Genomic DNA, 25837 nt, shown 5'->3' on the forward strand with positions numbered 1-25837 from the left:
CGGCAGAAAATCTCTCCCTGGAGGAGAGAAAATATGCTTAAGAATGGGGAGTTTTACTTGATCAAAGACATGAGACAAAGAGGAATGAATATCACACAAATTGCTGATTCATTAGGGAGGGATCGAAAAACAATTCGTAAGTGGCTGAAAAAGGATGAGCCTTCGAAATACCAACGATCTGTTAAAAAAACAAGCATTCTCGATCCATTTAAACCCTATATCAAAGCGAGAATGGAAGAAGGCTGCTTCAATGCTGTCGTTTTGTTTGATGAGATCAAAGCCCAAGGTTATCCAGGGCAAATTCGGCTCCTTCGCTCATTCATGGAACCATTGCGCCCGGTTGTTAAGACCAAGGCAACGCTCCGTTATGAAACGGCACCCGGAAAGCAAGCGCAAGTAGACTGGGGACATTTTAAGGTAGAGTGGAATGGTGGATATAAACGGCTGTACGCCTTTGTCATGGTTTTGGGATACTCGAGAATGTTGTATGTGGAATTTACAGAGAATGAACGGCTTGATACCCTCATCGGCTGCCACTTGCGTGCCATGCAATACTTTGGCGGCAGACCGGAAACATGCTTGTATGACAATATGAAAACCGTCATTGTCGGTTACGACGATCAAGGGCATGTATTGTGGAATGAACGATTTTCCCAGTTTGCAAGCCATCACGGTCTTACGCTGCGACGCTGCGCTCCCTACCGTGCACGAACAAAAGGGAAAGTGGAAAATGGAGTAGGATATGTTCGCAAGAACTTTTGGCCTCGGGTGCAGACGTTTACCAGCCTTCGTGACTTGAATCAGCAAGTACGTCATTGGTTGGATACGGTGGCTAATGTACGGGTACACGGCACCACGCATGAAAAACCAGTAGATCGATGGAAACACGAACAGTTGAAGCCACTTAACCCGATCCCATTCGAAGAGGTAGAACGCCATACTCGAAGAGTATCGAATGATTCACTCGTTTCTTACGGAGGAAGCCGGTATTCAGTCCCCTATGTTTATGTAGGTCATACGGTAGAAGTACAAGATCTCCAGAATGGCCATATCCGGATCTATCAGGGCAACATGATCATCGCTGAACATCCTAAAGCTACTCGTACCAAGCAAGTCATAACCAATAAAAAACACTTCGAGGGGATTCAAAACCAAATTGGCGCGAAGGCTCCCCAACCTATGCCGCGTTTGGTTCCCAATCCAAGCCCCGAAGTGGTGGAACGTGATTTGTCTGTCTATGAGCAGTTTGCTGACGAGGAGGTAATCGTACAATGATACTCCAGGCCCGTTTAGAAGAAGCCTTTGTACAGATGGGATGGGTACGAATCCCGGAAATTATTCACCACCACGCAGAAGAAGCTGCTGCTCAGAATATATCGTATTTGGAGTTCTTGGACAAGCTTTTGCAAGAAGAAATCATGGCCAAGAGGGATCGGTTTATCCGCATGAAAACGCGATTGGCTCATTTACCCTACCATAAAACGTTGGAGCAATTCGATTTCAGTTTCCAGCCCTCCATTGATGAAAGACGGATTCGTGATTTGGCAACCCTCCGGTTTGTACAACAACAAGAGAATCTCATTTTACTTGGTCCGCCAGGGGTCGGCAAGACTCACTTGTCTGTTGCTTTGGCTCTCGAAGCTATCAAACAAGGGTTGACGGTTTACTTTACAACTGCTCATGATTTGGTTCAGACGCTCCAGATTGCTCATCAAAACAATAGCATCAAACAAAAAATGCGAGCATTTATAAAACCGAATGTACTCATCATTGATGAAATTGGATATCGCAAAATGGATGAAACCGCAGCTCACTTTTTCTTTCAAATTGTATCAGAACGTTATGAATCCGGCTCAATTATCCTTACTTCGAACAAATCCTATGGTTCGTGGGGAGAGATATTTGGGGATACAGTACTTGCTACAGCCATCCTTGATCGATTATTGCATCACTCCCACACGATCAACATTAAAGGGGAAAGTTATCGCATAAAGGAGAAGAAAAAAGCAGGTTTCTTTCGACCCGAGTCAACCGAAGATAAAACAGAATAAACGGAATTTTGGTCGCCACCCGCCCCCCTCAGAGGGGGCATCATTCAGACAAACCTATTGCCTATAATGGGGAAAATTCGAGTGCAGATAATGGGGAATTTTCATTTGCAGTTGACACAGGAATGGAAGGTATTAATTTGACACTTTCGTATTAGGCGAGAATATAAAAGGAGGAGCCCCCAGGGAAAAGTCGCTTACAAGGCGCTCCTGGGGGCTTGCGTTTTACTACCCAACCTCAAGACAAAAAAACAGGGAGGCTAAGAAACCTCCCTCAGGCTGTCGAGAAAGTCGACAGCCATTTTTATTTCCCTGTATTTTATGACGACACCGCGTTAATGTGTTATAATATTCTTGTAATTACATTTACTGGCGGGTGATTATTGTGCTTTCCTCTAATGAAAAAAAGCAACAAATGCAATATGAATTTGTATGCCTTGATGAGTTGGTCCCGGAGGACCATTTGCTACGAGTTATTCAAAAGCATGTAGACTTCTCTTTCATCCGAGAAAAAGTACGCCAATACTATTGTGAAGATAACGGTAGACCAGCCATTGATCCGGTGGTTTTATTTAAAATGATTTTCATTGGATACCTTTACGGTATCCGGTCAGAAAGACAACTCGAAAAGGAAATTCAGACGAATATTGCTTACCGCTGGTTTCTTGGCCTTTCACTAACAGATCGAGTTCCAGACCACACTACCATCAGTTGGAATCGTCGAACTCGTTTTAAAAACACAAATGTTTTCCAAGAGATTTTTGATGAAATCGTTCGCCTTGCTATCCAACATCGCATGGTTGGCGGACGTGTTTTGATAAGTGATTCCACTCATCTGAAAGCAAATGCGAACAAACGTAAATTTAAGAAGCATGTTATTGAAAAATCTAGTCGAGCCTACCTTAGTGATTTAGAAGCAGCCATTAATGAAGACCGTGAAGCACACGGAAAAAAGGATTGAAGCCTAGAGAGGATGTGAAGGAAGAAAAGGAAATCAAGGTGAGTACTACTGATCCGGACAGTGGTTACATGGTTCGTGACGGAAAGCCTGAAGGCTTTTTCTATCTCGATCATCGGACAGTCGATCATAAGTACAATATCATAACTGATGTACACGTGACTGCGGGTAACGTTCATGATTCTGTTCCTTATGTAGATCGGCTACAACACCAAATTGAGAAGTTTGGGTTTACAGATACCATTGAAGCCGTTGCATTGGATGCTGGCTATTTAACTACTCCAATCTGCAAGGCTCTGCACGATCTAAATATCTTTGCCGTCATTGGCCATCGAGCTTTTTCACCTGTTAAAGGCCTTATCGCCAAATGGCGGTTTAAATATGATCCCGAAAAGAATGTCTATATTTGCCCCCAAAAACATGAGCTTGCTTATTCGACAACTGACCGTAACGGATACAGAATGTATAAGTCAAATAAAGAAATATGTAAGGCATGTCCGATGCTCACTATGTGTACACGGTCAAAAAATCACCAAAAGGTGATAACCAGGCATGTATGGGAAGAGAGTAAAGAATGGGTTCGACAGAACCGCTTAAGTAAGTCAGGAAAATACCTATACAGGTTGAGATACCAAACGATAGAGCGAAGTTTTGCAGATGCCAAAGAACTGCATGGACTTCGCTATTGTAGGTTGCGCGGACGTGAAAATGTCCAAGAGCAAGCGTTGCTGACAGCAACCGTTCAAAATATAAAAAAGATAGCACTCCACCTTGCAAAGGCATGTTAGGTGTGGTGCTATCTAAGACTTCCAGTACTTCGTGCTCAATTTTATTGTTATGAAAGAAGAAACTCCAACATATTGTGGGGTTTCTCGACAGCCTGAGGGAGGCTAAGAAACCTCCCTGTTTTGCGACTTTCAAAATCCCTAATTGCTGATTTGGAGAATTTATCAGCCGCCTACACCATGCTCATATTGAATAATGCCAGGCTTTGGTTTAATTTTGGCTGTTTGGCCAGCCTCTGCCGCCACTACATTACTAAACAGTCCCAAGATCAAAGCCAGAGAAAGCAGCAATCCTTTTTTCATCATTTCGTACCTCCTCTAAAATTTGGTGATACTCTTGTTTCTGCTCGTCTGTTGCATAGTTTCTATATGCTTCAAAGGTTGTGACACAGTGTAAGAAATCCTTTTCATTGTTCTTGACTATGGATAAAGTCAAAGCCTGTAGTGTTTCGTCAATTCCAATTAGATGTTGACCATTATTGAATCGGTAAATAGCCAATCCATATCTGAAACGAAAATTACGGTCTATATTGAGTGGATCCCGATAATGAGTAAAAAGTTTGATCTCCTCAGAGAAGTCATCGATAATGCGATCGACCGTAAATCCATGCTTGTTAGCCGATTCAATAATAGTTATCAGAGCAGGTAATATTTCAGGGGGATTATGTTTCAGGAAGTCGAGATATTCGGGCAAAACCTCAACATTCCCCAGGAGAATTTCCAAGGTGTACATATTCGCTTTTGCCCATAACTGAAACTTCTGAACTTCATAATGGCCAACTTCATCTAAAAGTTCAAACCAACTGAGGTCAGCATACCCTTCGACATATCGTTTGGCCTGTTCGTAAAGCCCCTGTTTTTCTAAAGCTGCTGCTTTTAGCAGGTATCCTTGTCCATAGTATACAACAAGATGTCTTTCTGTGTTTATCGGATCAAAAGTTTTTTGGGTTTTCTTTTTGCGCAGCTCATCCTCGTATAAGATTACAGCCATTTCGCGCAACTCATCAGCATACTTCTCCACGTCTCTCCACTGGTGTAAAGAGAAACAGGTGTTAGCTAAATGAAGCAATGCATCTAATTGATAATGTTCTAGGAGCCTTTTCCGATAAGGTTCAAAGCGTATGACGGCCTTCCAGTTTTCTTCGGAATTTGACCCCAACACCGCCCGAAATAAACGGTATTGAGCCATGATAAAATGATGGGAGTAGCTATCCTTTTCGTTGTCGACCACGAACTGATAAAAAGGCATTGATTCCTTCAGTTTCCCATTTTCAAAGAGCTGCTCGGCTACTGAAAATAGGATTCTTATATTTTTGGGATTCTCCAGCAGCTTTGAGACAGTCTCGTTAATACAATCCTGTCGGCCAATTTCAGCACAGCGAGCCAGATACGGGATAACACGTGGACGCGAAAATTTATCTTCTGTTACACACTCTTCCGGATACAGTTCGTATAACCATCCCGGCTCGTGGCCAAACGCGATGGCCAGTTGATCCAGTTGGTATACTGTCATGGGACGAGGAGGATTACCATTGAGAATCGTGCTGAGAGTCCCTGAATTAATGCCGGTTAATTCGCTGAGCCTACTAATTGTAAACCCTTTCAGCCTTAAATTCCTTTCGATCTCTGATCGCAATGACGGCTGGACCATTACCCCCATAAGAAACCCCCCTCTAATACACGAATTACTAAATTCCTCCTGGCAGATTCTTTGCTCCATAGAAAACTTTATATCCTTAAACTATTCCTCATATTACCACAATACGCAACAAAAGTAAATATATGGTTATTGATGGGATTCTAGAATAGGAGAGCGGCCAATCAAGTTATGCTGCAGGGAAATAAAAGAATCTCCGAATGTTTTTGAAATCGGCGTTACGCCCAAATGGGTGCTGGAGACGAAGCAGGTCCGTGTGAATGGCAAAGACCTGACAGAGACAATCGAAGTTGGCGTGGCATATGCTCCCGCCCGAGAGCTCGCAGCAGCCTTCGACTTGCAGGTGGAGTGGGACGGTATTTCAAAAACCGTCAAATTCTCAAAAAGGTGTGTCTGAAAATGACAATGTCCCTCTGACGGCAAAAAAGCCGTTGGAGGGGCTACTTTTGTTTCTAGGCAAGTTGTATGATAGTGGAAAAGAAAGGTAAAGTGAAAGGTTAAATGAACACATGCTTGCGCGGTCAATTCAAGTCTCCATCTTGAATTGCTGGCCCGGGTGAAAACAACTGATTTGAAGTATATGAACCAAGGCCCCACTCAAAAGTGGGCACTTTCCTTTTTTTACAGAAAAAAACACCTACGGTATTCCGACTTTAGGTGGTATCTTGTTCAAAAGGCTTCTGTAAGCCTTCCTGAGGCGTTTTCAGAACGAGTGGCATCATGTTTGAAAAAACTAAAGAACGATCCTATATTTCTTCACAACGCTTTTTACCACCGGGTAGCCAACGCCGCCGCCTTCTTCTTTGGAGTACCAAAATCAAATAAATGTGGCAAATCCTCTTCCAATTATAGTCGGCCCCGAGTTTTCAACGTAAATGTTAGAGCAGGCGAGAGGTAACTAGGTAGTAGCCTGCAGCTAAGGCAACTGGAGGAGTAGGTCAGAATCGGTCTTTTGTATATCTACATAAAGGGATATATTTACATAGTTAATATCTGATGTTATATTTAGTTATGCTTGGGTACATTGGGATTATATGTAATAACAGGGGTTCAAAAGGGAGGGGAGTAATAAGGATTTGGTTGCTGCTATCCAAGCAATTAAAAATTAATGGAGGAAGGTTAGATGATTAAGAAGCGACTACTCTCACTAATATTGACGTCATTAGTATTAATCACGAGTTTTTTTGGAATCTCTTCAAATGTTAACGCGACAAATAACGAAGAGTTCGTATTTGAGACAATTGACATTAAAGATCTTGATGAGCATCCTGATGTAAAAGAAAAAATCGTAGAAGAGGGCTTCGAAGATTACATCAAAGAAGAGAAATCGTACAAAGAATTATCAGAACTTTATGAATTGGACGATCTGAAATCGGATGACCCGATAGAAATTGAAGGCGTTCCGGCAAAAGAGGTTGAAAGAATAATAAAGCAATACAACATTCCTGAACCTGAAATCCTTGTAACAGAGGATAGTCAAGTTCTCTTGGTTAAGCGAAACGTAAAAACTAACTCAATCGATGGAGTAATTGCGTTTAACCTTCTTGTTTCTGATAGTGGAGCTAAGTTAACTATGGTTCATTTACAAACAGGGGTTGATCCAGTTGACGTCGTAAAAGGTGAAATAATGAAGTATAATGCGAGTGGAACTAAGTGGGTACTTGATGACACAAAACGAATTAATAAGACTAATGTACGAAGCGGTACCCTGGTTACGTGGTCAGAAGATATTAATGCTGTTTCGGATTATTTTGAATACGAGCTGACGATAATAGATAATGGTGTATCTTGGTACTTTAGTGGTGGAGGTAAAGATAAGAAGTGGCAACGCTACAATTTTGAGGTAGACCGGTACAGAGATTTAGACGCTTTGGGTGGTCAAAGACATCATTTTGTATCGGCAACACCTTTAAGGAGAGCTGGGTTCGATTCCAACTATGCACCTTGCATTAGGATGTTAGCAAGAGACCACCACAAAACACCAAGTTATGGCGGTGGAGGAGAAAGTCATAGAGATCAAGAAGAAGAATATTTAAAAGAGCAGCGTTATCAAGCAGTGCTTGATTTTAACGTTGAAGGATTTAGGAAAACCAATGATCCAGAGGGGTACTATAGCAGTCTACTTCACAAGTACCGTAGTGCAGTTGTTGAAGCAGTTTATCAATATGAGGGATACTTTGGTATGGACAACTAAAATATTGAACAAAATAATGGAGCAATCGGTATTATCTCTCTTCTAAGATTACTCGATTGCTCCATGGATTCTATAGGTGAAACCGTTACATATAACGAGGGGGATAATATGGACGTGTTATTAATTGAATCAGGCAAGGGAATTGGGGACATAAAGCTTGGTATGACCAAAGATGAAGTTAACGAATGTATCGAAAAATATACAACTAAGTATCAAAAGCCAAATTATATGAAAAATTACTTTAAAACTGCATTTAATATCAAATATGATTCGGAAGGAAAGGTAGAGTTTATAGAAATTCCTTCAGAATTAAAGGATGATTTTCAATGCTTATTTATGAACATTGACATTTTCAATACTAAGGCCGATGAGTTGATCCGACTAATTGATGAAATATCCCCTTATGATAGGAGTGATACGGAATTAGATACTTGTTTTACTTTTCCGGGACTAGGTTTGATACTTTGGAGACCAGATGTTCTTAAAGAAGAGGATTTGGAAGAAGACTGGTTTAAGGAATTGAAACCATCTATTCAAGAAGATACAAAGAAAAACTTATACTTTAGTTCAGTAAGTTTAAAACAACCAAAATAAGGCACTCCTTCGACGGGAATTTGCGTTCTCGTTAAGAGGCCTTTTTTTAGACCGAGTCAAATTAAATAAAACAAGGAGATTCTGGTCGCATCGATCCGCAAAAAAAAGAAGCCGGTGGGTGGCATCCGGGTATTCGCCTACGGCAAACAGACACAAATCAAATTCGAGTGAACAGCCAAGACCTGACGGAGACAATCGAAGCTGGCGTTGCCTATGCTCCTGCCCGGGAGCTCGCCGCAGCCCTAGACTTGCAGGTGGAGTGGGATGGTATTTCAAAAACAGTGAAATTCTTGAAAAGATGTGTCCGCAAACGATAGTCGATCAAATAAAAGGATTTGTGCAGGAGAGGGGCGCGCTGATCGCTTTGCTCCTATTTATTTTGCTCTTTATGGCAGATGACCTTTTCCCTCGCATCTTCGGGTTTATCGCCCAAATCGAGAGCCTCTATTCAGGATTCGAGTTGTACGTGCTGACCAAGGAACAAGAACTCATCGATCGATATGAATTTCTGGCTGCTCGTATCCAATATGGATTTAAACTATTCGGCGGAAAAATAGCATGGGTATGGCTGGTGACGTTGATGTATCGTTATTTACGCAGAAGAATTAAGAAGGTGTAAGAACGTGCGAAGCCCTCCTGTGGATTTGTTCCGGGGAGGGCTTTTTGCTATAAAAATTCAATCTCAAAGAAAGAGAATTATTCTTGCTGTTTAATAAATTTTTCAATATTGCCAAGTAATTCATAGTCAAACGAAAGCGATGATTCTTTTTGTTTTTTGTAGATTTTATTCAAATAATTAGCTAGTTCATCCATAAGTGGATTGCTATCAATGTGCACGTTTCCTTTATGGCCATCAAAGCTTTTGATAAAGAAATGCCCGGATTCACACCTGAATATGATGTGAAGGTTACCTTGTGAACGGAATTTGTATTCTACCTTTGCGGGGATTCGATATTGATGATTGATAATGAATTCGGTTGCTTGATAGTTGTCATCATCTTTGACTTGAATTGTTCCCATGATATGAGTGTAATCGTGATCACAAACAGAGCAAAGAACATAATTCCCCATGTTTTCATCCTCCACTTTTCTAAAAGGATTGTCAACTCTTGCTAATTATACCATACCTTGTCGAACTTCGGAGGCATGTATTCGGAGGCATGTATTCGGAGGCATGTAAACTTACGCCTTCCATTTTGACCTCAATTGTGAGATACCCAGTTGTAGTGACTTTGGCAATCCATTCGTAGGTTGATTTTACCGCTGTATTTTCTCTTATATCGGAGAGTTTTTGTAATATGCTCTTTTGAACAGCTATAATTGGGTATAATTTTTTGAAATAACCTAAGTAAGGAGTAGTCAAATGGGTGGATTTTTCAATGAGCGAGTCGCTTTAGAGAAGACATTGAATGCTCTTTTGGAACAGAGAGCATCTTGGCGAAGTGATTATGTGGAACGGGATAGTCAGTTTGCAGCGGAGATTAAAGAGGTACTGAACCGTATTCGTGAATTGGACGAGTTGCACGAGTTACACGGTTCCCAAAGCAGATTGGAGAAAACAGAGACAAAGCCGATCGAATCAGAAGTTTCCAACAAGAAATTTGCTAAGAAATCACAGAAAACAAGGAGGACATACCAGTATTATGATTATCCTCGGATTTCCCAAGAGGTCGAGAGCATTCTGGAAGAGTCGTCTCCAGTGACGATGTCGGAATTGTATCAGGAATTACAAAAACGACTACAAGTCGACTGGTCAAACCCATACATTATCTTACACAAGGCTTTAGCTCTTTCCGAACGGGTCCATGTTCAAAAGCTTGGAAGAAATTTAATGTTTTCTTTACGAGAGTTTAAAGATACATAGGGTTTTCCATACCGGAGGACATTTTATTTGCATTTTCATTTCTTGATGTCTCTTTCGAATTATGATGAGTAGCCTATCGGCAACATCCAGATGATCTAGTGGTTGAGGGGAGCGAGAGATCTTTCATGGAAACGGGTTATTCATCAGATAGGAAGAAGGTTTTGGTGCTAAATCCGAACCAGATTAGACTCCATTTGATTTTCTAGTCACCACCGGAACGACATCCGATAAAAAAATACGTGACAACTGCCGTTAATTGCTGCTATTACCTTTGATCGCTATATGACTTGCAATTATCCAATCGGTGACAGAATGGCATAAAAGTTTTTGAAAAAATGGGATTCAGTTTTGGATTTAAGATATGATTACTGCTGAGCTACAATTCCTTCTTGTTCCCTAGGATGTGAATGCTAATCTAATAATTGACCACCTAGTGGTACATTGCTCATAAAAAAGTTGACCACCTGAGCACCTCTTTCCTGTATCTTGAAGTTGTCGGACCACAAGATATAGGAGGAAAGGAAATGCTTCAGATGGCTAATTACGAGTTTATCAGGAAACAACACATTCTGCTAGGAAAGTCGATTCGCCAAATTTCTCGAGAGACCGGCTATTCCCGTCAAGTGATACGAAAGGCTTTGAAATCCTCTGAGATTCCTGTGTATCAGCTTTCAAAACCGAAGCCAAAGCCAGTCATTGATTCTGTCAAGCCCATCATCTTGGAGTGGCTGCATCAAGATGAACAAGCTCCCCCGAAGCAGCGTCATACTGCCAAACGCATTTACCAGAGACTCGTTGACGAACATGGATTCACCGGCGGTGAATCTACTGTACGACGCTACGTCAGAGAGTTGCGGGTTTCTCCCCCTAAAGCATTTGTCCCTCTCGATTTCCCGCCAGGGCGCTTTGCTCAATTTGACTGGGGTGAGGTTACGGTTCATTTACAAGGGAAACAAGTAAAGGTTCAAGTCTTTTGTATGCGTTGCACATACAGCAGAAAGATTTTTATCAAAACATTTGCTCATCAGAAGCAAGAGGCTCTTCTCCAAGGTCATGTAGATGCTTTTGAATTTTTCGGTGCTGTTCCCCAAGTCATCACATACGACAACCTGACAACAGCCGTTAAGAAGGTATTGGAGGGTAAAAATCGCGAGGAACAAGAGCGATTTACTCAGCTACGTGCCCACTACCTGTTTGAAAGCTATTTCTGTGATCCCGGAAAAGGGCATCAAAAAGGCCAGGTGGAAAACCTCGTACAGTTTGCTCAGAGGCAATTTTTTACCCCTGTACCCAGTGTTTCTTCTCTGGAGGAGCTCAATCAAATCCTCCTCGAAAAATGTATCTCTTACGAGAATACAACCGTTCCAAGGTCTTCACTAACGGTTGGAGAAGCATTTGCTCAAGAGTTGCCTATCATGCTTCCATTGCCTCCACGGCCATTGGATTGTTTCCGTGTTGTACCCGTGAAAAGCAATACGCTATCCATGATCCACATTGAGAAAAATGCCTATTCCGTCCCCGTTTCCTATGCATCGACCCAGCTTACTTGCCGAGTGTTTGCTGAAAAAGTTGAGGTGTATCACGGAAAAAGCCTGATTGCGACGCATGAGCGGTGTTTGGAAAAGGGAAAGGAGATTTTGCAATACGATCATTATCTGGATTTACTTCTTATTCGTCCAGGAGCAGTTCTTTATGCTAGACCATTGCATCAGGCAGGATTACCCGCCATTTACCAAAAGTTCTTGGACAAGTGCCGCAACCGACCAGGAGGGATGAAGGAGTTCGTTCGACTCTTGCTTTTGCACCGTGAATTCGATACTTCTCTTGTCGAAGAAGCACTGGAGGAGGCCTGCCAAAAAGGGATGTTCCAATATGATGCCGTAAGGCAATTATTGTTTCAGCGAACATTGCCGGAACACCGTCTACCCCAACTCTCGTTGGTGGAGGATAGCTCTGTTCCACGTATTCAGGTAAAGGCCCCAGATCTTAGCCAGTACAATCGTTTGTTACAGAAAAGGAGTGTGGTTCATTGAGTACGAGTTTCCTGCTTGAAACCTACGCGAAACGCCTTCGCTTACCTGCGATTAAACGTGTCTATAAGGAAATCGCCCATGATGCTGCTGAACGGCAAATTCCCTACGAGGAGTTCCTCTTAGCCCTACTAGAGCAAGAAGTTCAGCAAAGGGATGCTAACCAAATCGCGAGTCGCATCAAGCACGCCAAATTCCCTTCTATGAAAACGCTCGATCAATTTGAATTCTCGGCGATTCCGTCCCTCAATAAGCCCAAATTGCTTCAACTGGCTCGTTGTGAGTACATCGAAAAGGCAGAGAACATCATGTTTATCGGAAACTCTGGCACTGGCAAAACTCATCTCTCCATTGCACTCGGGAAGGAAGCTTGCCATCATGGCTATTCCGTTCAGTTTTGGACTGCCGCTAAAATATGTAACGAGCTTATGGAAGCTCAGTCCCAAAAGCGAATCCTCCAGCTAGAGAGGCAATGGTTGAAAACAGATTTGATTATTTTGGATGAAGTCGGGTTTGTCCCTCTGAGTCGGACCGGGGCGGAGTTATTATTCCAATTTTGTGCGGCCCGCTATGAGAAAGGAAGCATGATCATTACCAGTAATCTGGAATTTACGGAATGGACACAGATTTTCAAAGATGAGCAAATGACGTCAGCCCTGGTTGATCGGCTTACCCATCGTGCCCATATCTTTGCAATGAATGGAGACAGCTATCGCTTTAAGCAGAGCATTCAAAGATCGTGATCATGAAAAAGTTACCCACCCGACGGGTGGATTGATTTTTGCCATGGTGGTCAATTTTTTGATGAGCACTGTGGTCAACATTTTGGTTGACATTCACACTAGGATGCTGATCAGTTGCGAGCGAATCCATCAACAATGGTGGGATACCCAAAGAATGATGTGCCCGACTGTTTAAACGGGAAATAACTGAACCGACATGAAAGAGCCCTTCTCATCAGAGAGGGGCTTCTAGTATAGAAGCTACAATTTATCGAAACGGGATAGAGATGGTAAGGGATATTCTTGATTTTACAGCATTTTTTTGAGAAGAGATAACTTCAGGCGTACCAGACAAACGTACCACGTACAAATTCTTATAATGACTATTCAGGCGACAGCAATAAAATTCTGAAGAGCGTTCCTACTTCGCCAACAACGACAAGGGGTCAGAGCACATCAGTATCTGACTCTTTAATACTGGCGTGCAGGTAAAAAACGAGATGATTAATCTGAGACATTTAAAAGAACAGTCAAGACAGTGGAATTCGGCATTTGCCGGAATGGATAGCGGAGACGATACGTCCGGGTGAAAGGGAAAGACCTTATTATAGAAACAATCCAGGGGGTGTGTTTGGCAATCGAAAAGTGCCGAATTTTGCTGCGATGATTTTTTATCAATATGCAGAAGTAACTTTTATGCATAGGTTTGACATGGAACCTCTATGGGTATGAATCATTGCGAAGGGGCGAAGCCAATGGCTTCGTAACGGCTGACAAGCCTATCACACCCACCTCTCCATGTCAAACCCAGTCACTTTAATCTGCATAAGTAATTGCTACAAAATTAAGCACTTTTACTATGCAATATACACAGGGGTAGTGTTTGATCCTGTCCGAGAAACTGCTGCAGCGCTTTACCTGCAGGGTAAGCGGGACGGGGATCGTAAAAATCATAAAACTACCAAAGGGTAAAATCAAAAGCGTTGAAGCATGGATTTCGTAAAAATCAGTAAGTAAGGGACTTTGTATATTTATCTGAGAAAAATGTCGAAATATGTAAATCGAATTTGGTAGAAATGCAAAACTTCTTTATATATCATGGGAATATACAAATAAATTTGTAAATATTTAGGGAAATGAGGTGATTTGGAGGATTATCAATTTATATCACACCATTACCATTTTCACGACCAATTTTTATTAGGAGGTTGCAAATGCGTATGAATGTGATTAGTAGATTACTCACTTTTTTCCTCGTGGTAGTATTGCTAGTTAGTCCGATAAACAACTATGCCTTTGCTGCAAATTCCAAAAATGTAGCACAGCCAGAGTTTGACGTAGATAGAGTTGCGGAAGTAATCCTTGAGTCACCTGAAGGGGATCAAATCTCTACAACTATGTTCTTGACGAACGGAACAGAGTTAGATGAATCTGATTTCGAGTCCTTGGGCGAAGGTTATCAGTTAAAAGAACTAAAAATTAGAGACTTAGATCCTAATGAATTCGATTTTCAGGAAGTTGCCGAATCAAACCTATCCACTCTAGCCGCTGATAAAAAAGATGGTGTAATTAAACCTCAATGGGTTGAAACAGCTTTTGATGTAGGCAACTTTATGTTGTCTTTGGCTGACTACAGGGCTGAACCTACGCTTTGGAATGGATTTAAAGTAGTATTTGATGGTGCGTCAGTTGTCTTTCCGGGTGTTCCAGCAATTTCTGGCGTTGAGCGGATGATTAGAGCCAATAAGACATTAAAGAAGGCACTTGAGATTGGGATTGATGTCTACGATAATCTAAAAAACATACCTTGTTTTTGGCAAGTAAGAAATGTAGCAAATGGCAATTAAAAATGTACCACTTGCCAACCCCTAAATTATTTACCGTGTAATAGCGATTCTTTGTATCGATGGCTTTCGCCATTGAAGACGATCAAATGAGAGTGATGAATCAAGCGATCAATAACTGCCTCTGTTAAAATTGGATCACCAAATATATGATTCCATTGGCCAAACTGTAGATTGGTCGTGATAATAATACTTTTTCTTTCGTAGCACATGGAGATAATCTGAAATAGCAGTTCTGCACCTTGTTTATGCAGAGGAATATACCCCAGTTCGTCGAGTATTAACAGATCTAGCTTCTCAATATGGTTAAAGAATCGGCTCAACGAGCCAGTCTCGTGAGCGTCTAGCAGCCGATTGACTAATCCAGCGACAGTAAAGAACTTTATCTTTTTCCCTTGCTGCTGAATGGCATTTAAGCCAATCAGAGTGGATAAGTACGTTTTCCCCGTTCCCACACCGCCATAAAAGATCAGATTTTCTTTCTCCTCTATAAATCCACCATGAAGGATATGATCCTGCGTGAGACCTTGTCCCATCTGAATATGACCCCATTCAAATGGCTTTCCTGTTACTCTTGGCAAGGAAGATTGTTTAAAGAGCAGATTGATTTTCCGTACTTCTCGTTGTTGTATCTCGTTTTCTAGTATTTTGAGTAAGTACTCTTCATTTGTAGTAGCTTCAACCTCATGGAAATGTTGCCGAACCCAACTCAACTTGAGACGCTTTGAATATTCTTTTATCAATGCATCCACTAGTGATGACCTCCCGTTCCCTTAAAAAATTCATTGTAATGGGCTAATCCTCTAGTGGCTGTTGGAACGGCAGGAACAAAACCTTTCGGTTGGATGGTATCCCTTTGTCCACGGCCATTCATGAGTTGATAATAGATCTGCTTAATAGAATCAACGGCTGGGTGACCATTCTCAGAGGCAAGCTGCAAAGCTTGCGTGGGTATTTTCATATCATCGTTTTTTAAAATGACGGATAGTAGCTGGAGAGCTTCTTGCTTCTCTGGGACCGTGCAATTCGAGAGATAGACTTGCCATTCGATTGGCAATTGTTCATAAAAACTTGTGTATTTAATAGCAGTTGGCCGTTTTGCCATCAATATCAAATATGGCTGCCAAATCACTGATTTTGGCTCTTTGCCATACAGCCTGGGATGCTGTACGATCAGCTCATATTCTTCAGTTAAAATATCGACTCGGTCAAATGAGATCTTTGCCAAAACCATACATTTGGCAAAACGGGGAGACGTTGAGTAGAGTTTATTTTCGACTCGGATATATCCGTATTTATCCGCTTTTACTCGTTCATATCGGATACAATCAAACTCTTTGGCAGGTAATTGAAGAAGGTGTTCCTTGTCTGCCAAATATAGTTCGGAAAGCATGGTTTCTTTCACATAATGAGGTCTCTCCCGATCTTTCTCGGCTTTTTTCCAAAGGGTTTCGTTTAGCTGATCAAGATTGTGTATCTGCAACTCAGGAAGCAGGAAGTTGTTGCGAACGTACTTGACCATCGCCTCTACGTGCCCTTTTTCATTGCCACTACCGGGATTGCAAAACTCGTATTCAAAGTCATAATGAAAAACGAAGTTTTGAAATTCCTCCGTCAGTTCACGCTGACCATTTGGCATGATCTTTTTCACCGCTGGTGATAAATTATCAAATCGAATGACCTTTGGAACTCCACCTATATAGTGAAAGATACGCTTTAATCCCTCCAGAAAGCATTCTCGATTCTGAGACTGGAAAACTTGAAAGTAGAACGTGTTGCTATAAGGAAACGAGAGAACGAGGAATGGCAAGGTAACACTTTCTCCCTGATATTTGAATGGTGCTTCTCCAAAATCAACTTGAGCTGATCCAGGTCTCGTTTCCAATGGCAATGCCGCAGCATCACTTGTCTCCGCTAACTGGTGCTTACGTTGGGAAACATATTGTCTGACAGAGCGAGATGATCCTGTAAATTGGTATTCCTCCACTAATTGCGTGAACAAGCGTTGTGCTGTTCTTCGGAACTTCTTTTTCTTGTTCAAGTCCTCTTTGATCCATTGATCAAGAATAGGTTTAACGGGCTCCATGACTCTAGCTTTTCGAATTTGCTTGGGCTTTTCTTGTAGATTGAAATCATCCATTTCTGCATACTTCTGAACCGTCCTTGAATCACGATTCATTTGTTTGGCAATCTTGCTATAAGCTCGCCCTTTTTTGTTTGCCTCATGCCTGATATAATTAATTTCTGCCACTGCTAACATCTCCTAACTTTATACCTCCCGTCGTCTGTAATGCCCAACAGGAGTGTATTTTGATAAGGGGATGTTGGCAAGTGGTTTTTTAATTTATGCAGCCCCTACGGGTCTGCATAAATTAACTGCCATAACCTACATTTTTAGTCTGCCATAAACACATACCTTCTGGTTGGCATAGACATCACATATTCGAGAAACGCTTTGCAAAAAGATTGGGAACCCATGAAGATGATATGTTTTGTATTGCAATACCTAAGGAGTACCACGATCCAATCACTAAAGCGATGAGAAAAGAGATTCCCTACGGCATTGATTATAATCAGTATTCTCGCGCTGAAATATTGGAGACTCATATTGACGTATATCGTAAACTATGGAGAGACACTGATGATGAAGTTTACGAATTTTTGTATAAATTTGCGAGGGAAAAGCAACATAGTATCCGTTAAGGATTTAAAGAACTCCACACCTTTGGTGTGGAGTTATAGTATTATTATCTAAATAATGAGGTGAGTTAATGAAGATAAAAGTTCATTTTTCTTTTCAAGTGTATGATTTAAAAATCAAGTATAAAATTGATCAAATTCTTAATACTTTAATACAAGACTTTGTAATACCAGAATCAGATATAAAAAATGATGATGTGTATGTCCGGTATAAATTTGAGGTAGCGTACGATATCAAGTTAATCACAACGATATTAGAGAATCTCAACTCGATTTATGAGGAATCATTAGGAAGTAACAGGATGTCATCTACTTTTCGTTATTTTCGTTATATATATGAGTATACTGATGATGAGAGAAGAAACGCCGAATTATATAGAATAACCTCAATAGGTAACAGGTCGGAATTATATCTCTCCAGTAAATCGAAAGATGAATTAATAACATTTTGCCCAAGTTGCTTAAGAAATAAGAAAGTTACAAAAAACGAACTAATGTTTAATACATCAGTCATTAAAAAATTTCCGCTAATATTTGTTGACGAACATATGGTTATTTCCCAGGATCTTGCGGATAAGTTTAGTGAGTGGAATCTATCAGGATATATATTACGAGAGGTAAGGCATAAAGGATCAACAACAGGACAAAATGCCTTTCAGGTTATTCCCACTAATATCTTGCCACCACAAAATTTGATCGGCCAACTAAGTAGTGATCCTCAAGTCAAGATGCGAACATGTCCTGAATGTGGTGTTGTAGAGCATTTACAGTTACCATATAGCTATGATAGGAAAGTAAGTCAATTGATGCAGGATTTTAATTTAACTTATGAATATTTTCCTATCAATGAAGAAACAGTTATTCGGCACATGTTAGTTAGTAAGAAGGTAATCACGTTATTGGTTGAAAACGGAATTTCTCATAATAAGACATTCTCTGATGATACTAAATGGTCTCTTGTTCCGGTATTGACAAACAACACTGTTTAAAAACTTTTGGAAAGGCAATTGAGTTTCCGCTAGAGGCCACCGTATATGAGTTTCTGTGGAAATTTGCTCAAACTCGCCAACACACAATTAATAAATAATAAATGATTGCATAACTGACACTTTGTATTTCATATATAAAGTGTCAGTTATTCGTTATATAAGTTTGATAGGGGGGAACAGAGTGAAGAAAACAGCCGTTATGAAGTTTACAGTTGAAAGTTTAGAACGAAAGCCACGAGTGGATAGAGTATTAAAAGATTTTGGAATTTCCTATTCTCCGCCAGAGCCGTTTATAATCAAGGGTGGATATGTTGTTATTGATTACGATTTACGTATACCATATGAACCTGCTATTTTAGAAAGCCTAATGACAAAGCTTTCTTTTGTAGAAGATGGGGAACTAGATTTTAGATTAGTATTTCAATTTACGGAACACGAATTGACCACTTCCCCACTCTTCCGAGTACCTTCTATTGGAAACATTGAGCAACGTTATACCACTAACAAAGGCAGGTATCAAATTAAACCTTTTTGTGATACATGTGGAAGAGCCATCTATGAAAAGGTGGGGGCATTGAAAATCAATACAGCAAATGTAGAAAAACAAAATTTCGTATACGTTGATTCGAGGTTGGTTATATCTGAAAAAATAGCTTCACTATTTAATGAATGGGAACTTACGGGATATCAACTGGAGCAAGTTGAACATTATGGAGAAAGAGCGAAGAAACGAAATGCCTATGAAGTAATACCAACAAATATTCTTCCATCACAAAAAATACCCGATGAAATTAAAAATGATCCTATTGCCCGAAAATTGAAGTGCCCAGCTTGTGGAACAGGGGGGCATTTGATCTTCCCGTATCATTATAGTAAAAATGTTTCAGAGGTTATCGCGGATTTTAATTATTCGTTAGAATTTCAAGCAGTGAGTGAAAAAAGAGTAAAGCGGAATATGCTTATAAGCAGAAAAGTAAAAGAGTTATTAATTGAAAGCGGATTTACTGATGAAGAATGGGACTTTGAGCCGGTCATTCTTATTTAATTTATTTAATATTTGTTAGAGCGAAATATCCCTGTGAAGATTATAGTTCTCAATTCATAAGTGATTGGTGATATTGACCGGTTTAGGCTTCTTTAGTACAAAAGTGGAAAAAGGGCAATGACGTAATGAAGCAGCTGACATGGTGTAAAGAAGACCCGGCACCATGAAATAACGGAGCCGGGTTTTTGGTGCGCCCAGCATGGGCGATAGCTATAGGGTGAAAGTCCCGAACGGGGGTTGGCTGTACCAACCGTTAGCTCAAGGCAAGGGTGTCGACCGCGAGGTCGAATCTGAAGGAAGCCGGCGGCAAAATCCCGACCTGAGGTACACGAACCCAATTTGAGGCTGTTGTATCCGGGCGAGTCTGCCAAACAAGACAAAGCCCCATACAGCCAAGGGATACAGTAGTAAACTTGGGCAGGTACATGGGATGAAAGTTATCGTTCTTACCTGGGGAGGTCTGCATGAAACGCCTTCAACTGTTGGTAACCGTCTCCGTAAGGAGACGCTGAACATGCAGAAGTCAGCAGAGGCCATAGTACCCGAGTAGAGGACGCTTGAATGGGGAAGGGCCGAACATCAAGTCAGCATGCGATCCATGTCTTTTGATACGGTACGTCGAAGCAGAATTCTGTCAAGGAACTACTTTTGAAGAGCAGGGGTGAAGCCCCGAGGGTACAAAAGAGGGCTGAGTATCGTACAGCAAGCACGGAGTCCGCATGTGCGAAGGAAGGAACATCATTATGGATTTGCTGGAAAAAGTCTTATCACGGGAAAACTTACGGATGGCACTCCAACGAGTGGAGGAAAACAAAGGTGTCGGTGGAGTCGATGGTGTTTCAACCGAACAACTACGCGATTATCTACGTGAACACTGGCAAGCCATCCGCGAGAAGATGGAAAGGGGAACCTATAGACCTTCACCTGTTCGCAGAGTCGAAATCCCGAAACCTGACGGTGGTGTAAGGTTATTAGGCATTCCCACCGTGGTAGACCGCTTTATTCAGCAGGCCATCCTCCAAGTGTTAACGCCGATCTTCGACCCCACCTTCTCGGAATCTAGCTATGGGTTCCGTCCAAAACGTAGCGCTCACATGGCAGTAAGGAAAGCGCAAGCGTATATCTCCGAAGGATATCGTTTCGTGGTGGACATCGATCTAGAGAAATTCTTTGATCGCGTAAATCATGATATTCTAATGAGCCGTGTGGCTCGAAAAGTTCAGGACAAGAGAATTTTAAGACTGATTCGTTCCTACTTGAATGCGGGGATCATGATAAATGGCGTCTGTACAACATCAAGTGAAGGAACACCGCAAGGTGGGCCGTTAAGCCCACTTTTGGCAAATATCCTACTTGATGATTTGGACAAGGAACTCGAAAAGAGAGGCCACCGTTTCTGCCGCTACGCAGACGATTGTAATATCTACGTGAAAACAAAACGGGCAGGGGAACGAGTAAAGAAGAGTATTCAAAACCACTTGGAGAAGGTACTAAGGCTAAAAGTAAATGAGGAGAAAAGCGCGATAGACCGACCATGGAAACGAAAATTCTTGGGCTTTAGTTTTACCTTTGCAAAACAGACAAGGATTCGCATCCACCCCAAATCCCTCCTCAAGCTAAAAGAGAAAATCCGCACGATCACGAATCCGGTGTGGAGCATCTCGATGGAGAAGCGGATTGAAAGAATAAATCAGTACCTCATGGGCTGGATTGGATATTTCGCCCTTGCAGACGCGAAGGGCATTCTACAATCCATTGAGGAATGGACAAGGCGCAGGCTCCGTCTTTGTTTGTGGATGCAGTGGAAACGCGTGAGAACCAGATATCGAGAACTTCGTTCTCTTGGCATATCTCACGTAAAAGCCATTGAAATTGCAAATACCCGCAAGGGTGCATGGCGTACCACAAAATCTCCGCATATACACAAAGCCCTCGGCATTGCCTACTGGCAACAACAAGGGCTGAAAAGCTTAGTGCAACGATATTCTCAAATTCGTCAAGCTTGGTGAACCGCCGTATACCGAACGGTACGTACGGTGGTGTGAGAGGACGGGGGTTAGTCGCCCCCTCCTACTCGATTGACCATATTTTGACCATATTCTTATCTGAATGCATCCTAAGATACTGGATATAAAACACGAAACTTCCTATATAATACTAGGTAGTCCTAGCGTATCCTAAGCATTCATTTAAGAACGTAAAAAATACGGTCTCAAAGCTGCTCGTCGCGCTCCTCAATTCTCCAAGCGCTAAGAGAGGCTTTATGCAAAACCCCTTGTTCTTTGTGTATGCAAAGGCAGGGGGTTTTTGTTTTTTCGCCAACGGATCTATTGTAGGGACGGATCAAGGTTTGGTTTATTGGGTAAGCGAACTCGAACAAGCCGTCATATTTGCGGCCCTTTGTCCATAAGATGAAACGAGAATGGACAAAGGGGACGGTGCAAGGTGGCTCGAAAAGTAACGGGATACATCTTATCATTTCTTCTGCTCGTGCTGTTGCTCACCTATGAAGCACCAGATCGTTCCTCCTGGACGACCTGGTCATTGCCCTTGGCAGGGACAGTCATCGCCATCGATCCTGGACATGGAGGAAAAGACGGCGGAGCTGTTTCGTCAGATGGCAGTGTCATCGAGAAAGAAGTGACATTGGCAATCAGTCTGTACTTGCGTGATTTTCTCCTGCAGTCAGGGGCGCACGTCATTATGACGCGGGAAGAGGACAAGGATCTGGCTTCCCCTGAGGCAGAACGGCTGCGGAAACGAAAATCAGAGGATATCCGAAACAGGGTCAAGTTTGTCAACGACAATTCCCCTGACTTTTTGGTAAGCGTTCATGTAAACTCGATTCCATCGCCAAAGTGGAAGGGGGCCCAGACGTTTTACTATCCTGCTTTCAAAAAGAGCGAGGAAATTTCCTACCTCATTCAGGATGAGATCAAGCGGGTACTGGAGAATACGGACCGGGTGCCGAGCAAAACGGACGACGTATTTTTGATACGCGAGGTAGATTGTCCCGCTGTATTGGTGGAGGTTGGTTTTGTCAGCAATGAGGCGGAAGCTAAACGCCTGCGCTCGGTTGATTACCAAAAGGCTATGGCCAATGCGATTTATCAAGGGATACTGCGGCATTACGCCGGGGAAAAGCCGCCGACTGCACCGTGATCAGCGTTTCCTTGCTGACGGTCTGACTGTTGCAATTTCGAAACACCCGCAGCCGTGTATGGTCCCGTCGGATATGCTATAATGGACGCGCATACCCTAAAGAGCTTCTGTTTACGTTTGTATCATATAAGATAGAGGTGGACGCGATGTTGACCAAAGAAAGCGTGCTGGAAGCGCTTCGTGATGTAAAAGACCCGGAAATCAACCGCAGCCTGGTCGAATTAAATATGATTCGGGACATCCAGATCGAGGGAGAAACTGTCAGTTTGACCGTTGTTCTCACGATTTCCGGCTGTCCGTTGAAAGCCAAAATCGAACAAGACGTGATTGCTGCCGTCAAAGAGCTGGGTGCCAAAGAAGTCCGTCTGCAATTCGGTTCCATGACCGATGAAGAACGTGCAGCGTTAAGCGCACAGTTGCGCGGAGGACAGGCGTCATCTCCGTCACCGGCAGGACAAGCGCCCGTTCTCAATCCGATTTTGGCAAAAGACTCGATGACCACGTTTATTGCCATCACCTCCGGAAAAGGGGGAGTGGGCAAATCGACGGTCACCGTCAACCTGGCCGTCTCGCTGGCGCGTTTAGGCAAAAAAGTCGGGATTATTGACGCCGATATTTACGGGTTCAGCGTGCCTGACATGATGAACATTGAGCAACGCCCAACTGTTATTGGCGAGACGATCCTGCCCGTCGACAAGTTTGGGGTAAAGGTCATGTCGATGGGATTCTTCGTGGAGGACAATTCCCCGATCATCTGGCGTGGACCGATGCTGGGCAAAATGTTGCGGAACTTCTTTACAGAAGTCCATTGGGGCGAAGACCTCGATTATCTCTTGCTTGATTTGCCTCCGGGTACGGGCGATATGGCCCTCGACGTCCATACCATGATCCCGCAAAGCAAGGAAATCGTTGTGACGACTCCGCATGCTACCGCTGCCTTCGTGGCCGCCCGTGCCGGCGCCATGGCGAAGAAGACGGGGCATGAAATTCTCGGTGTCGTCGAAAACATGGCATGGTATGAGGCGAAAGACGGTTCCAAGGAATACGTATTCGGCAGAGGCGGAGGAGCCAAGCTCGCCGAGACGCTTGCTACGGAATTGCTGGCGCAAATTCCGCTCGGTCAGCCGGAAAATCATCCAGCCGAGGCTGACTATTCTCCATCCGTTTACCGGCAGGATTCGGCGATTGGAAGCATTTATATGGATATGGCAAAGCTTGTGGCCGAGAAATGTGAAGCCACTGTCAATCAATAAACGCAACTATGGAAAAAGGTGGGCTCTTATTGGAGCTCACCTTTTTTATTACGATTGACCGCCGCCGCCGCTTTCGCCGCCACTTCCACCGCCACCACCGCCGCCTTCGCCCTGACCGCCTTTTTTCTGTCCTTTTTTCGCTTCTTTCGGCTGCATCATGTCTTCGGTGGCTTTTGTCATCAATTTCATGAGCTCTTCCTGGAACAGCGGGCTCTGCAGGGATTCCTTCATAATTTGCATGGTCTGCTTGCGATAGGCGGAGCTTCTCATCATTTCCATCAGATTTTTTTCAAATTCCGGGTCTTTCATTACGCTGATCAGCATTTTTTGATACTCGGGATCCTTCATCAGGTCTTTCATCAATGTTTTATGCTCATTTTTCATCGACTTAGCCAGGGTGCTGGCAAACTTCGGGTCTTTGAAGGCTTCTTTGATATGCCGGTTTTCCGGGTTGGTAATGCTTTGGATCAGCGTTGTCTTCACGGTTGACTCGTCCATGATGAGGTTCTGTGTAAATTTGTCGTCCTTCATCATTTTCGCAACGGAGTTTTTGGCCTCTTCCGTTTGCAGGATGTCGAGCACCATATCCTTTACACTCTTATAATCAGGCTGTGCCGGGCCCTGGGCTTGCCCTCCGTTGCCGCAGCTTGTCATGATCAGGCTGACCGCCAGCAACAGCCACAAAGAAACACTTTTCTTCCACATGAGGCGGTTACCCTCCTTTACCCTGTCTAATGAGTAACGTGCGCATTTTGTTTTGTTCTTACGCTAGTATTTTCTTGCATGGGTTGGTACAATCATAAGCGATGCAGATTGGAGGGACGTTCGGTGAGCTTGCGCAAGTACGGCTGGCTGTTTTTTACTACGTTGCTGCTTGGTGGATTGGGCGGCATTGTGGTAGGTCTTATCTTTGCTTCCGATAAATTGCTGGAAGGCACAATGGCCAACTTTTTTATGGGAACCTTTATGCAAATGCTGTATGGGATGACGATCAGCATTGTGGCTCAAATGGGCCTCTTTGCTTATATGACGATCAGTTACTTTGCCAGAGGACTTTTCAAGAACCCAGGCTTGTGGAAAAATATACAGATTTTCCTGGTGCTGTTCGCGTTTTTCGATATGGTTTACTTGCGGTATACGATGCTGGGAGAAGGAAAAGGGATATCGGAATTTTTCGTTGAGCCCATTCTCTTGCTCGTGATTGCCATTGTAACGGCATATGCAAAGGCGAAGCTGACGAATCATAGCGCGTGGGTGCCGACATTGTTCTTTATGTTTGTTTTTTCTGCCATCGAGTGGATTCCAGCTCTCAAACAGCATAATTTTTATGCCACGATGTCGATGCTGGTTCCCTTATTGTTCTGCAATGTCTGGCAAGTCATGCAACTTCATCGAGTGGTAAAATAGGAAAAGCTGACCGGATCTGGTCAGCTTTTTCAATTAACCTCCTGGCTTTTTACCTGGGAGCCGGCAATGAGATCCGACACAGTGACGAATTCGTACCCGTCCGCACGAAGCTTATCGATGATTTTGGGCAAGGCCAGATGGGTCTCTTTGCTCGTGTCGCTGGCGTGCAATAGGACGATGTCGCCTGGGTGAGCCTTTGACAGTACGTTATTTACGATGACGTCTACGCCAGGGTTCGTCCAGTCTTTGGAATCCGTATCCCACTGGATGACCGTATAGCCCATCTCACTTGCGATTTGGAGAACCCGTTTGTCAAAATCGCCGTTTGGAAGTCGGATAAGTGTAGGTTTCTTTCCGGTCAGCTCCGTTAAAATGGTGTGGGCTTTGCTGATTTGTGTGCGGATTTCTTCGTCGGGGTATTTGCTGTAAAAGTCATGGTTGTTTCCATGTGAACCGATCTCGAAACCGTCTTCTTTGATTCGCTTGACGACTTCCGGGTGGCGCTGGCTCCAGGGGGCGGAGAGAAAAAAGGTGGCCTTGTTTACCTTTTTCTCACGCAACACATCAAGAATAGGTGTGGCACGG

At 42.8% G+C, this 25837-nt stretch carries 22 protein-coding genes and 1 pseudogene (1 of these 23 only partly in view); 17 read left to right on the forward strand and 6 right to left on the reverse strand.

The genetic code is table 11. The annotated features are described in order from the left end of the window. Positions 1 to 33 precede the first annotated feature (33 nt). From istA (NSQ24_RS02195) to NSQ24_RS02205, 3 genes are all read left to right on the forward strand, one after another. On the forward strand, positions 34 to 1275 hold the full coding sequence (gene istA / locus NSQ24_RS02195; protein ID WP_024985200.1) for an IS21 family transposase: 1242 nt from the start codon (positions 34 to 36) through the stop codon (positions 1273 to 1275). Further along, entirely contained in the window at positions 1272 to 2051 is a 780-nt protein-coding gene (gene istB, locus NSQ24_RS02200) for an IS21-like element helper ATPase IstB (protein WP_024985201.1), read from the forward strand. The genes istA (NSQ24_RS02195) and istB (NSQ24_RS02200) overlap by 4 nt, the downstream gene beginning before the upstream one ends. Positions 2052 to 2463: 412 nt before the next feature. Further along, positions 2464 to 3794 (forward strand): IS1182 family transposase gene (locus tag NSQ24_RS02205; RefSeq protein WP_122958896.1). Its coding sequence is split into 2 segments (ribosomal slippage): positions 2464 to 3004 and positions 3004 to 3794, totalling 1332 coding nucleotides; the frame shifts between segments, so codons are not numbered across the junction. A 250-nt stretch (positions 3795 to 4044) separates the two neighbouring features. On the opposite strand, the gene NSQ24_RS02210 is transcribed toward NSQ24_RS02205, so the two are convergent. Further along, positions 4045 to 5451: a helix-turn-helix transcriptional regulator gene (locus tag NSQ24_RS02210; RefSeq protein WP_228006686.1), complete on the reverse strand. Its 1407-nt coding sequence runs from the start codon at positions 5449 to 5451 to the stop codon at positions 4045 to 4047. Between the two features lie 1120 nt (positions 5452 to 6571). On the opposite strand from NSQ24_RS02210, the gene NSQ24_RS02215 reads away from it, so the two are divergent. The 3 genes from NSQ24_RS02215 to NSQ24_RS02225 all read left to right on the forward strand — a co-directional run bounded on the left by NSQ24_RS02215 (position 6572) and on the right by NSQ24_RS02225 (position 8855). After that, positions 6572 to 7642 carry a hypothetical protein gene (locus NSQ24_RS02215; protein ID WP_172920276.1) on the forward strand — a complete coding sequence of 357 codons (1071 nt, stop codon included), beginning with the start codon at positions 6572 to 6574 and terminating at the stop codon, positions 7640 to 7642. Positions 7643 to 7750: 108 nt separating this feature from the next. After that, positions 7751 to 8236 (forward strand): hypothetical protein, encoded by a 486-nt coding sequence (locus tag NSQ24_RS02220; protein WP_172920277.1) that lies wholly within the window; start codon positions 7751 to 7753, stop codon positions 8234 to 8236. A gap of 259 nt (positions 8237 to 8495) precedes the next feature. Then, positions 8496 to 8855 (forward strand): hypothetical protein, encoded by a 360-nt coding sequence (locus tag NSQ24_RS02225; protein ID WP_251247596.1) that lies wholly within the window; start codon positions 8496 to 8498, stop codon positions 8853 to 8855. A gap of 77 nt (positions 8856 to 8932) precedes the next feature. Here NSQ24_RS02225 and NSQ24_RS02230 read toward each other — a convergent pair whose 3' ends face one another. Next, on the reverse strand, positions 8933 to 9307 hold the full coding sequence (locus tag NSQ24_RS02230) for a hypothetical protein (RefSeq protein WP_172920278.1): 375 nt from the start codon (positions 9305 to 9307) through the stop codon (positions 8933 to 8935). 292 nt (positions 9308 to 9599) lie between these two features. Between NSQ24_RS02230 and NSQ24_RS02235 the strand changes: the two genes are divergently transcribed. From NSQ24_RS02235 to NSQ24_RS02250, 4 genes are all read left to right on the forward strand, one after another. After that, a complete protein-coding gene (locus NSQ24_RS02235) occupies positions 9600 to 10100 on the forward strand; it encodes a hypothetical protein (protein ID WP_172920279.1) in 501 nt (166 codons plus the stop codon). A 524-nt stretch (positions 10101 to 10624) separates the two neighbouring features. Continuing rightward, complete coding sequence (gene istA / locus NSQ24_RS02240) at positions 10625 to 12133, forward strand: IS21 family transposase (protein WP_024985261.1); 1509 nt, start codon at positions 10625 to 10627, stop codon at positions 12131 to 12133. Then, positions 12130 to 12873, forward strand: a complete 744-nt coding sequence (gene istB, locus NSQ24_RS02245) for an IS21-like element helper ATPase IstB (RefSeq protein WP_025846873.1) — start codon at positions 12130 to 12132, stop codon at positions 12871 to 12873. The genes istA (NSQ24_RS02240) and istB (NSQ24_RS02245) overlap by 4 nt, the downstream gene beginning before the upstream one ends. 1193 nt (positions 12874 to 14066) lie before the next feature. Then, the gene (locus NSQ24_RS02250; protein WP_338462836.1) at positions 14067 to 14699 is read left to right on the forward strand and encodes a hypothetical protein; all 633 of its coding nucleotides are present in this window, start codon (positions 14067 to 14069) and stop codon (positions 14697 to 14699) included. Between the two features lie 26 nt (positions 14700 to 14725). Here the strand turns inward: NSQ24_RS02250 and istB (NSQ24_RS02255) are convergent, their stop codons facing one another. Both istB (NSQ24_RS02255) and istA (NSQ24_RS02260) read right to left on the reverse strand, forming a co-directional pair. Continuing rightward, positions 14726 to 15448, reverse strand: coding sequence for an IS21-like element helper ATPase IstB (gene istB / locus NSQ24_RS02255; protein WP_311067724.1), 723 nt, complete (start codon positions 15446 to 15448; stop codon positions 14726 to 14728). After that, positions 15448 to 16956, reverse strand: coding sequence for an IS21 family transposase (gene istA / locus NSQ24_RS02260; protein WP_024985313.1), 1509 nt, complete (start codon positions 16954 to 16956; stop codon positions 15448 to 15450). Before istA (NSQ24_RS02260) ends, istB (NSQ24_RS02255) begins: the two co-directional genes overlap by 1 nt. A 511-nt stretch (positions 16957 to 17467) precedes the next feature. Here istA (NSQ24_RS02260) and NSQ24_RS02265 point away from each other — a divergent pair. From NSQ24_RS02265 to NSQ24_RS02290, 6 genes and pseudogenes are all read left to right on the forward strand, one after another. Next, complete coding sequence (locus NSQ24_RS02265; protein ID WP_339167169.1) at positions 17468 to 18385, forward strand: hypothetical protein; 918 nt, start codon at positions 17468 to 17470, stop codon at positions 18383 to 18385. 181 nt (positions 18386 to 18566) lie between these two features. Next, complete coding sequence (locus NSQ24_RS02270; RefSeq protein ID WP_243015117.1) at positions 18567 to 19430, forward strand: hypothetical protein; 864 nt, start codon at positions 18567 to 18569, stop codon at positions 19428 to 19430. A 743-nt stretch (positions 19431 to 20173) separates the two neighbouring features. Next, the gene (gene ltrA / locus NSQ24_RS02275) at positions 20174 to 21439 is read left to right on the forward strand and encodes a group II intron reverse transcriptase/maturase (RefSeq protein ID WP_024985202.1); all 1266 of its coding nucleotides are present in this window, start codon (positions 20174 to 20176) and stop codon (positions 21437 to 21439) included. A gap of 172 nt (positions 21440 to 21611) precedes the next feature. Further along, positions 21612 to 21683, forward strand: a pseudogene (gene rpsI, locus NSQ24_RS02280) (30S ribosomal protein S9); the annotation flags it as partial. Between the two features lie 192 nt (positions 21684 to 21875). Further along, on the forward strand, positions 21876 to 22592 hold the full coding sequence (gene cwlD / locus NSQ24_RS02285; protein ID WP_003391909.1) for an N-acetylmuramoyl-L-alanine amidase CwlD: 717 nt from the start codon (positions 21876 to 21878) through the stop codon (positions 22590 to 22592). Positions 22593 to 22738: 146 nt separating this feature from the next. After that, entirely contained in the window at positions 22739 to 23845 is a 1107-nt protein-coding gene (locus NSQ24_RS02290) for a P-loop NTPase (protein ID WP_003391906.1), read from the forward strand. A 48-nt stretch (positions 23846 to 23893) separates the two neighbouring features. On the opposite strand, the gene gerD is transcribed toward NSQ24_RS02290, so the two are convergent. Beyond that, positions 23894 to 24550 (reverse strand): spore germination lipoprotein GerD, encoded by a 657-nt coding sequence (gene gerD, locus NSQ24_RS02295; RefSeq protein WP_003391903.1) that lies wholly within the window; start codon positions 24548 to 24550, stop codon positions 23894 to 23896. 123 nt (positions 24551 to 24673) lie between these two features. On the opposite strand from gerD, the gene NSQ24_RS02300 reads away from it, so the two are divergent. Then, complete coding sequence (locus tag NSQ24_RS02300) at positions 24674 to 25252, forward strand: KinB-signaling pathway activation protein (protein ID WP_024985077.1); 579 nt, start codon at positions 24674 to 24676, stop codon at positions 25250 to 25252. 29 nt (positions 25253 to 25281) lie between these two features. Here the strand turns inward: NSQ24_RS02300 and pdaB are convergent, their stop codons facing one another. Beyond that, positions 25282 to 25837, reverse strand: partial view of a polysaccharide deacetylase family sporulation protein PdaB gene (pdaB, locus tag NSQ24_RS02305; RefSeq protein WP_003391897.1) — the 3' portion only. 209 nt of this gene lie beyond the right edge of the window; 556 of the gene's 765 nt are visible here — the last part of the coding sequence; the start codon falls outside the window, past its right edge — the gene reads right to left on this strand; its stop codon occupies positions 25282 to 25284.

This window comes from Brevibacillus sp. FSL L8-0520 (assembly GCF_037963895.1).
Classification (GTDB): domain Bacteria; phylum Bacillota; class Bacilli; order Brevibacillales; family Brevibacillaceae; genus Brevibacillus; species Brevibacillus borstelensis.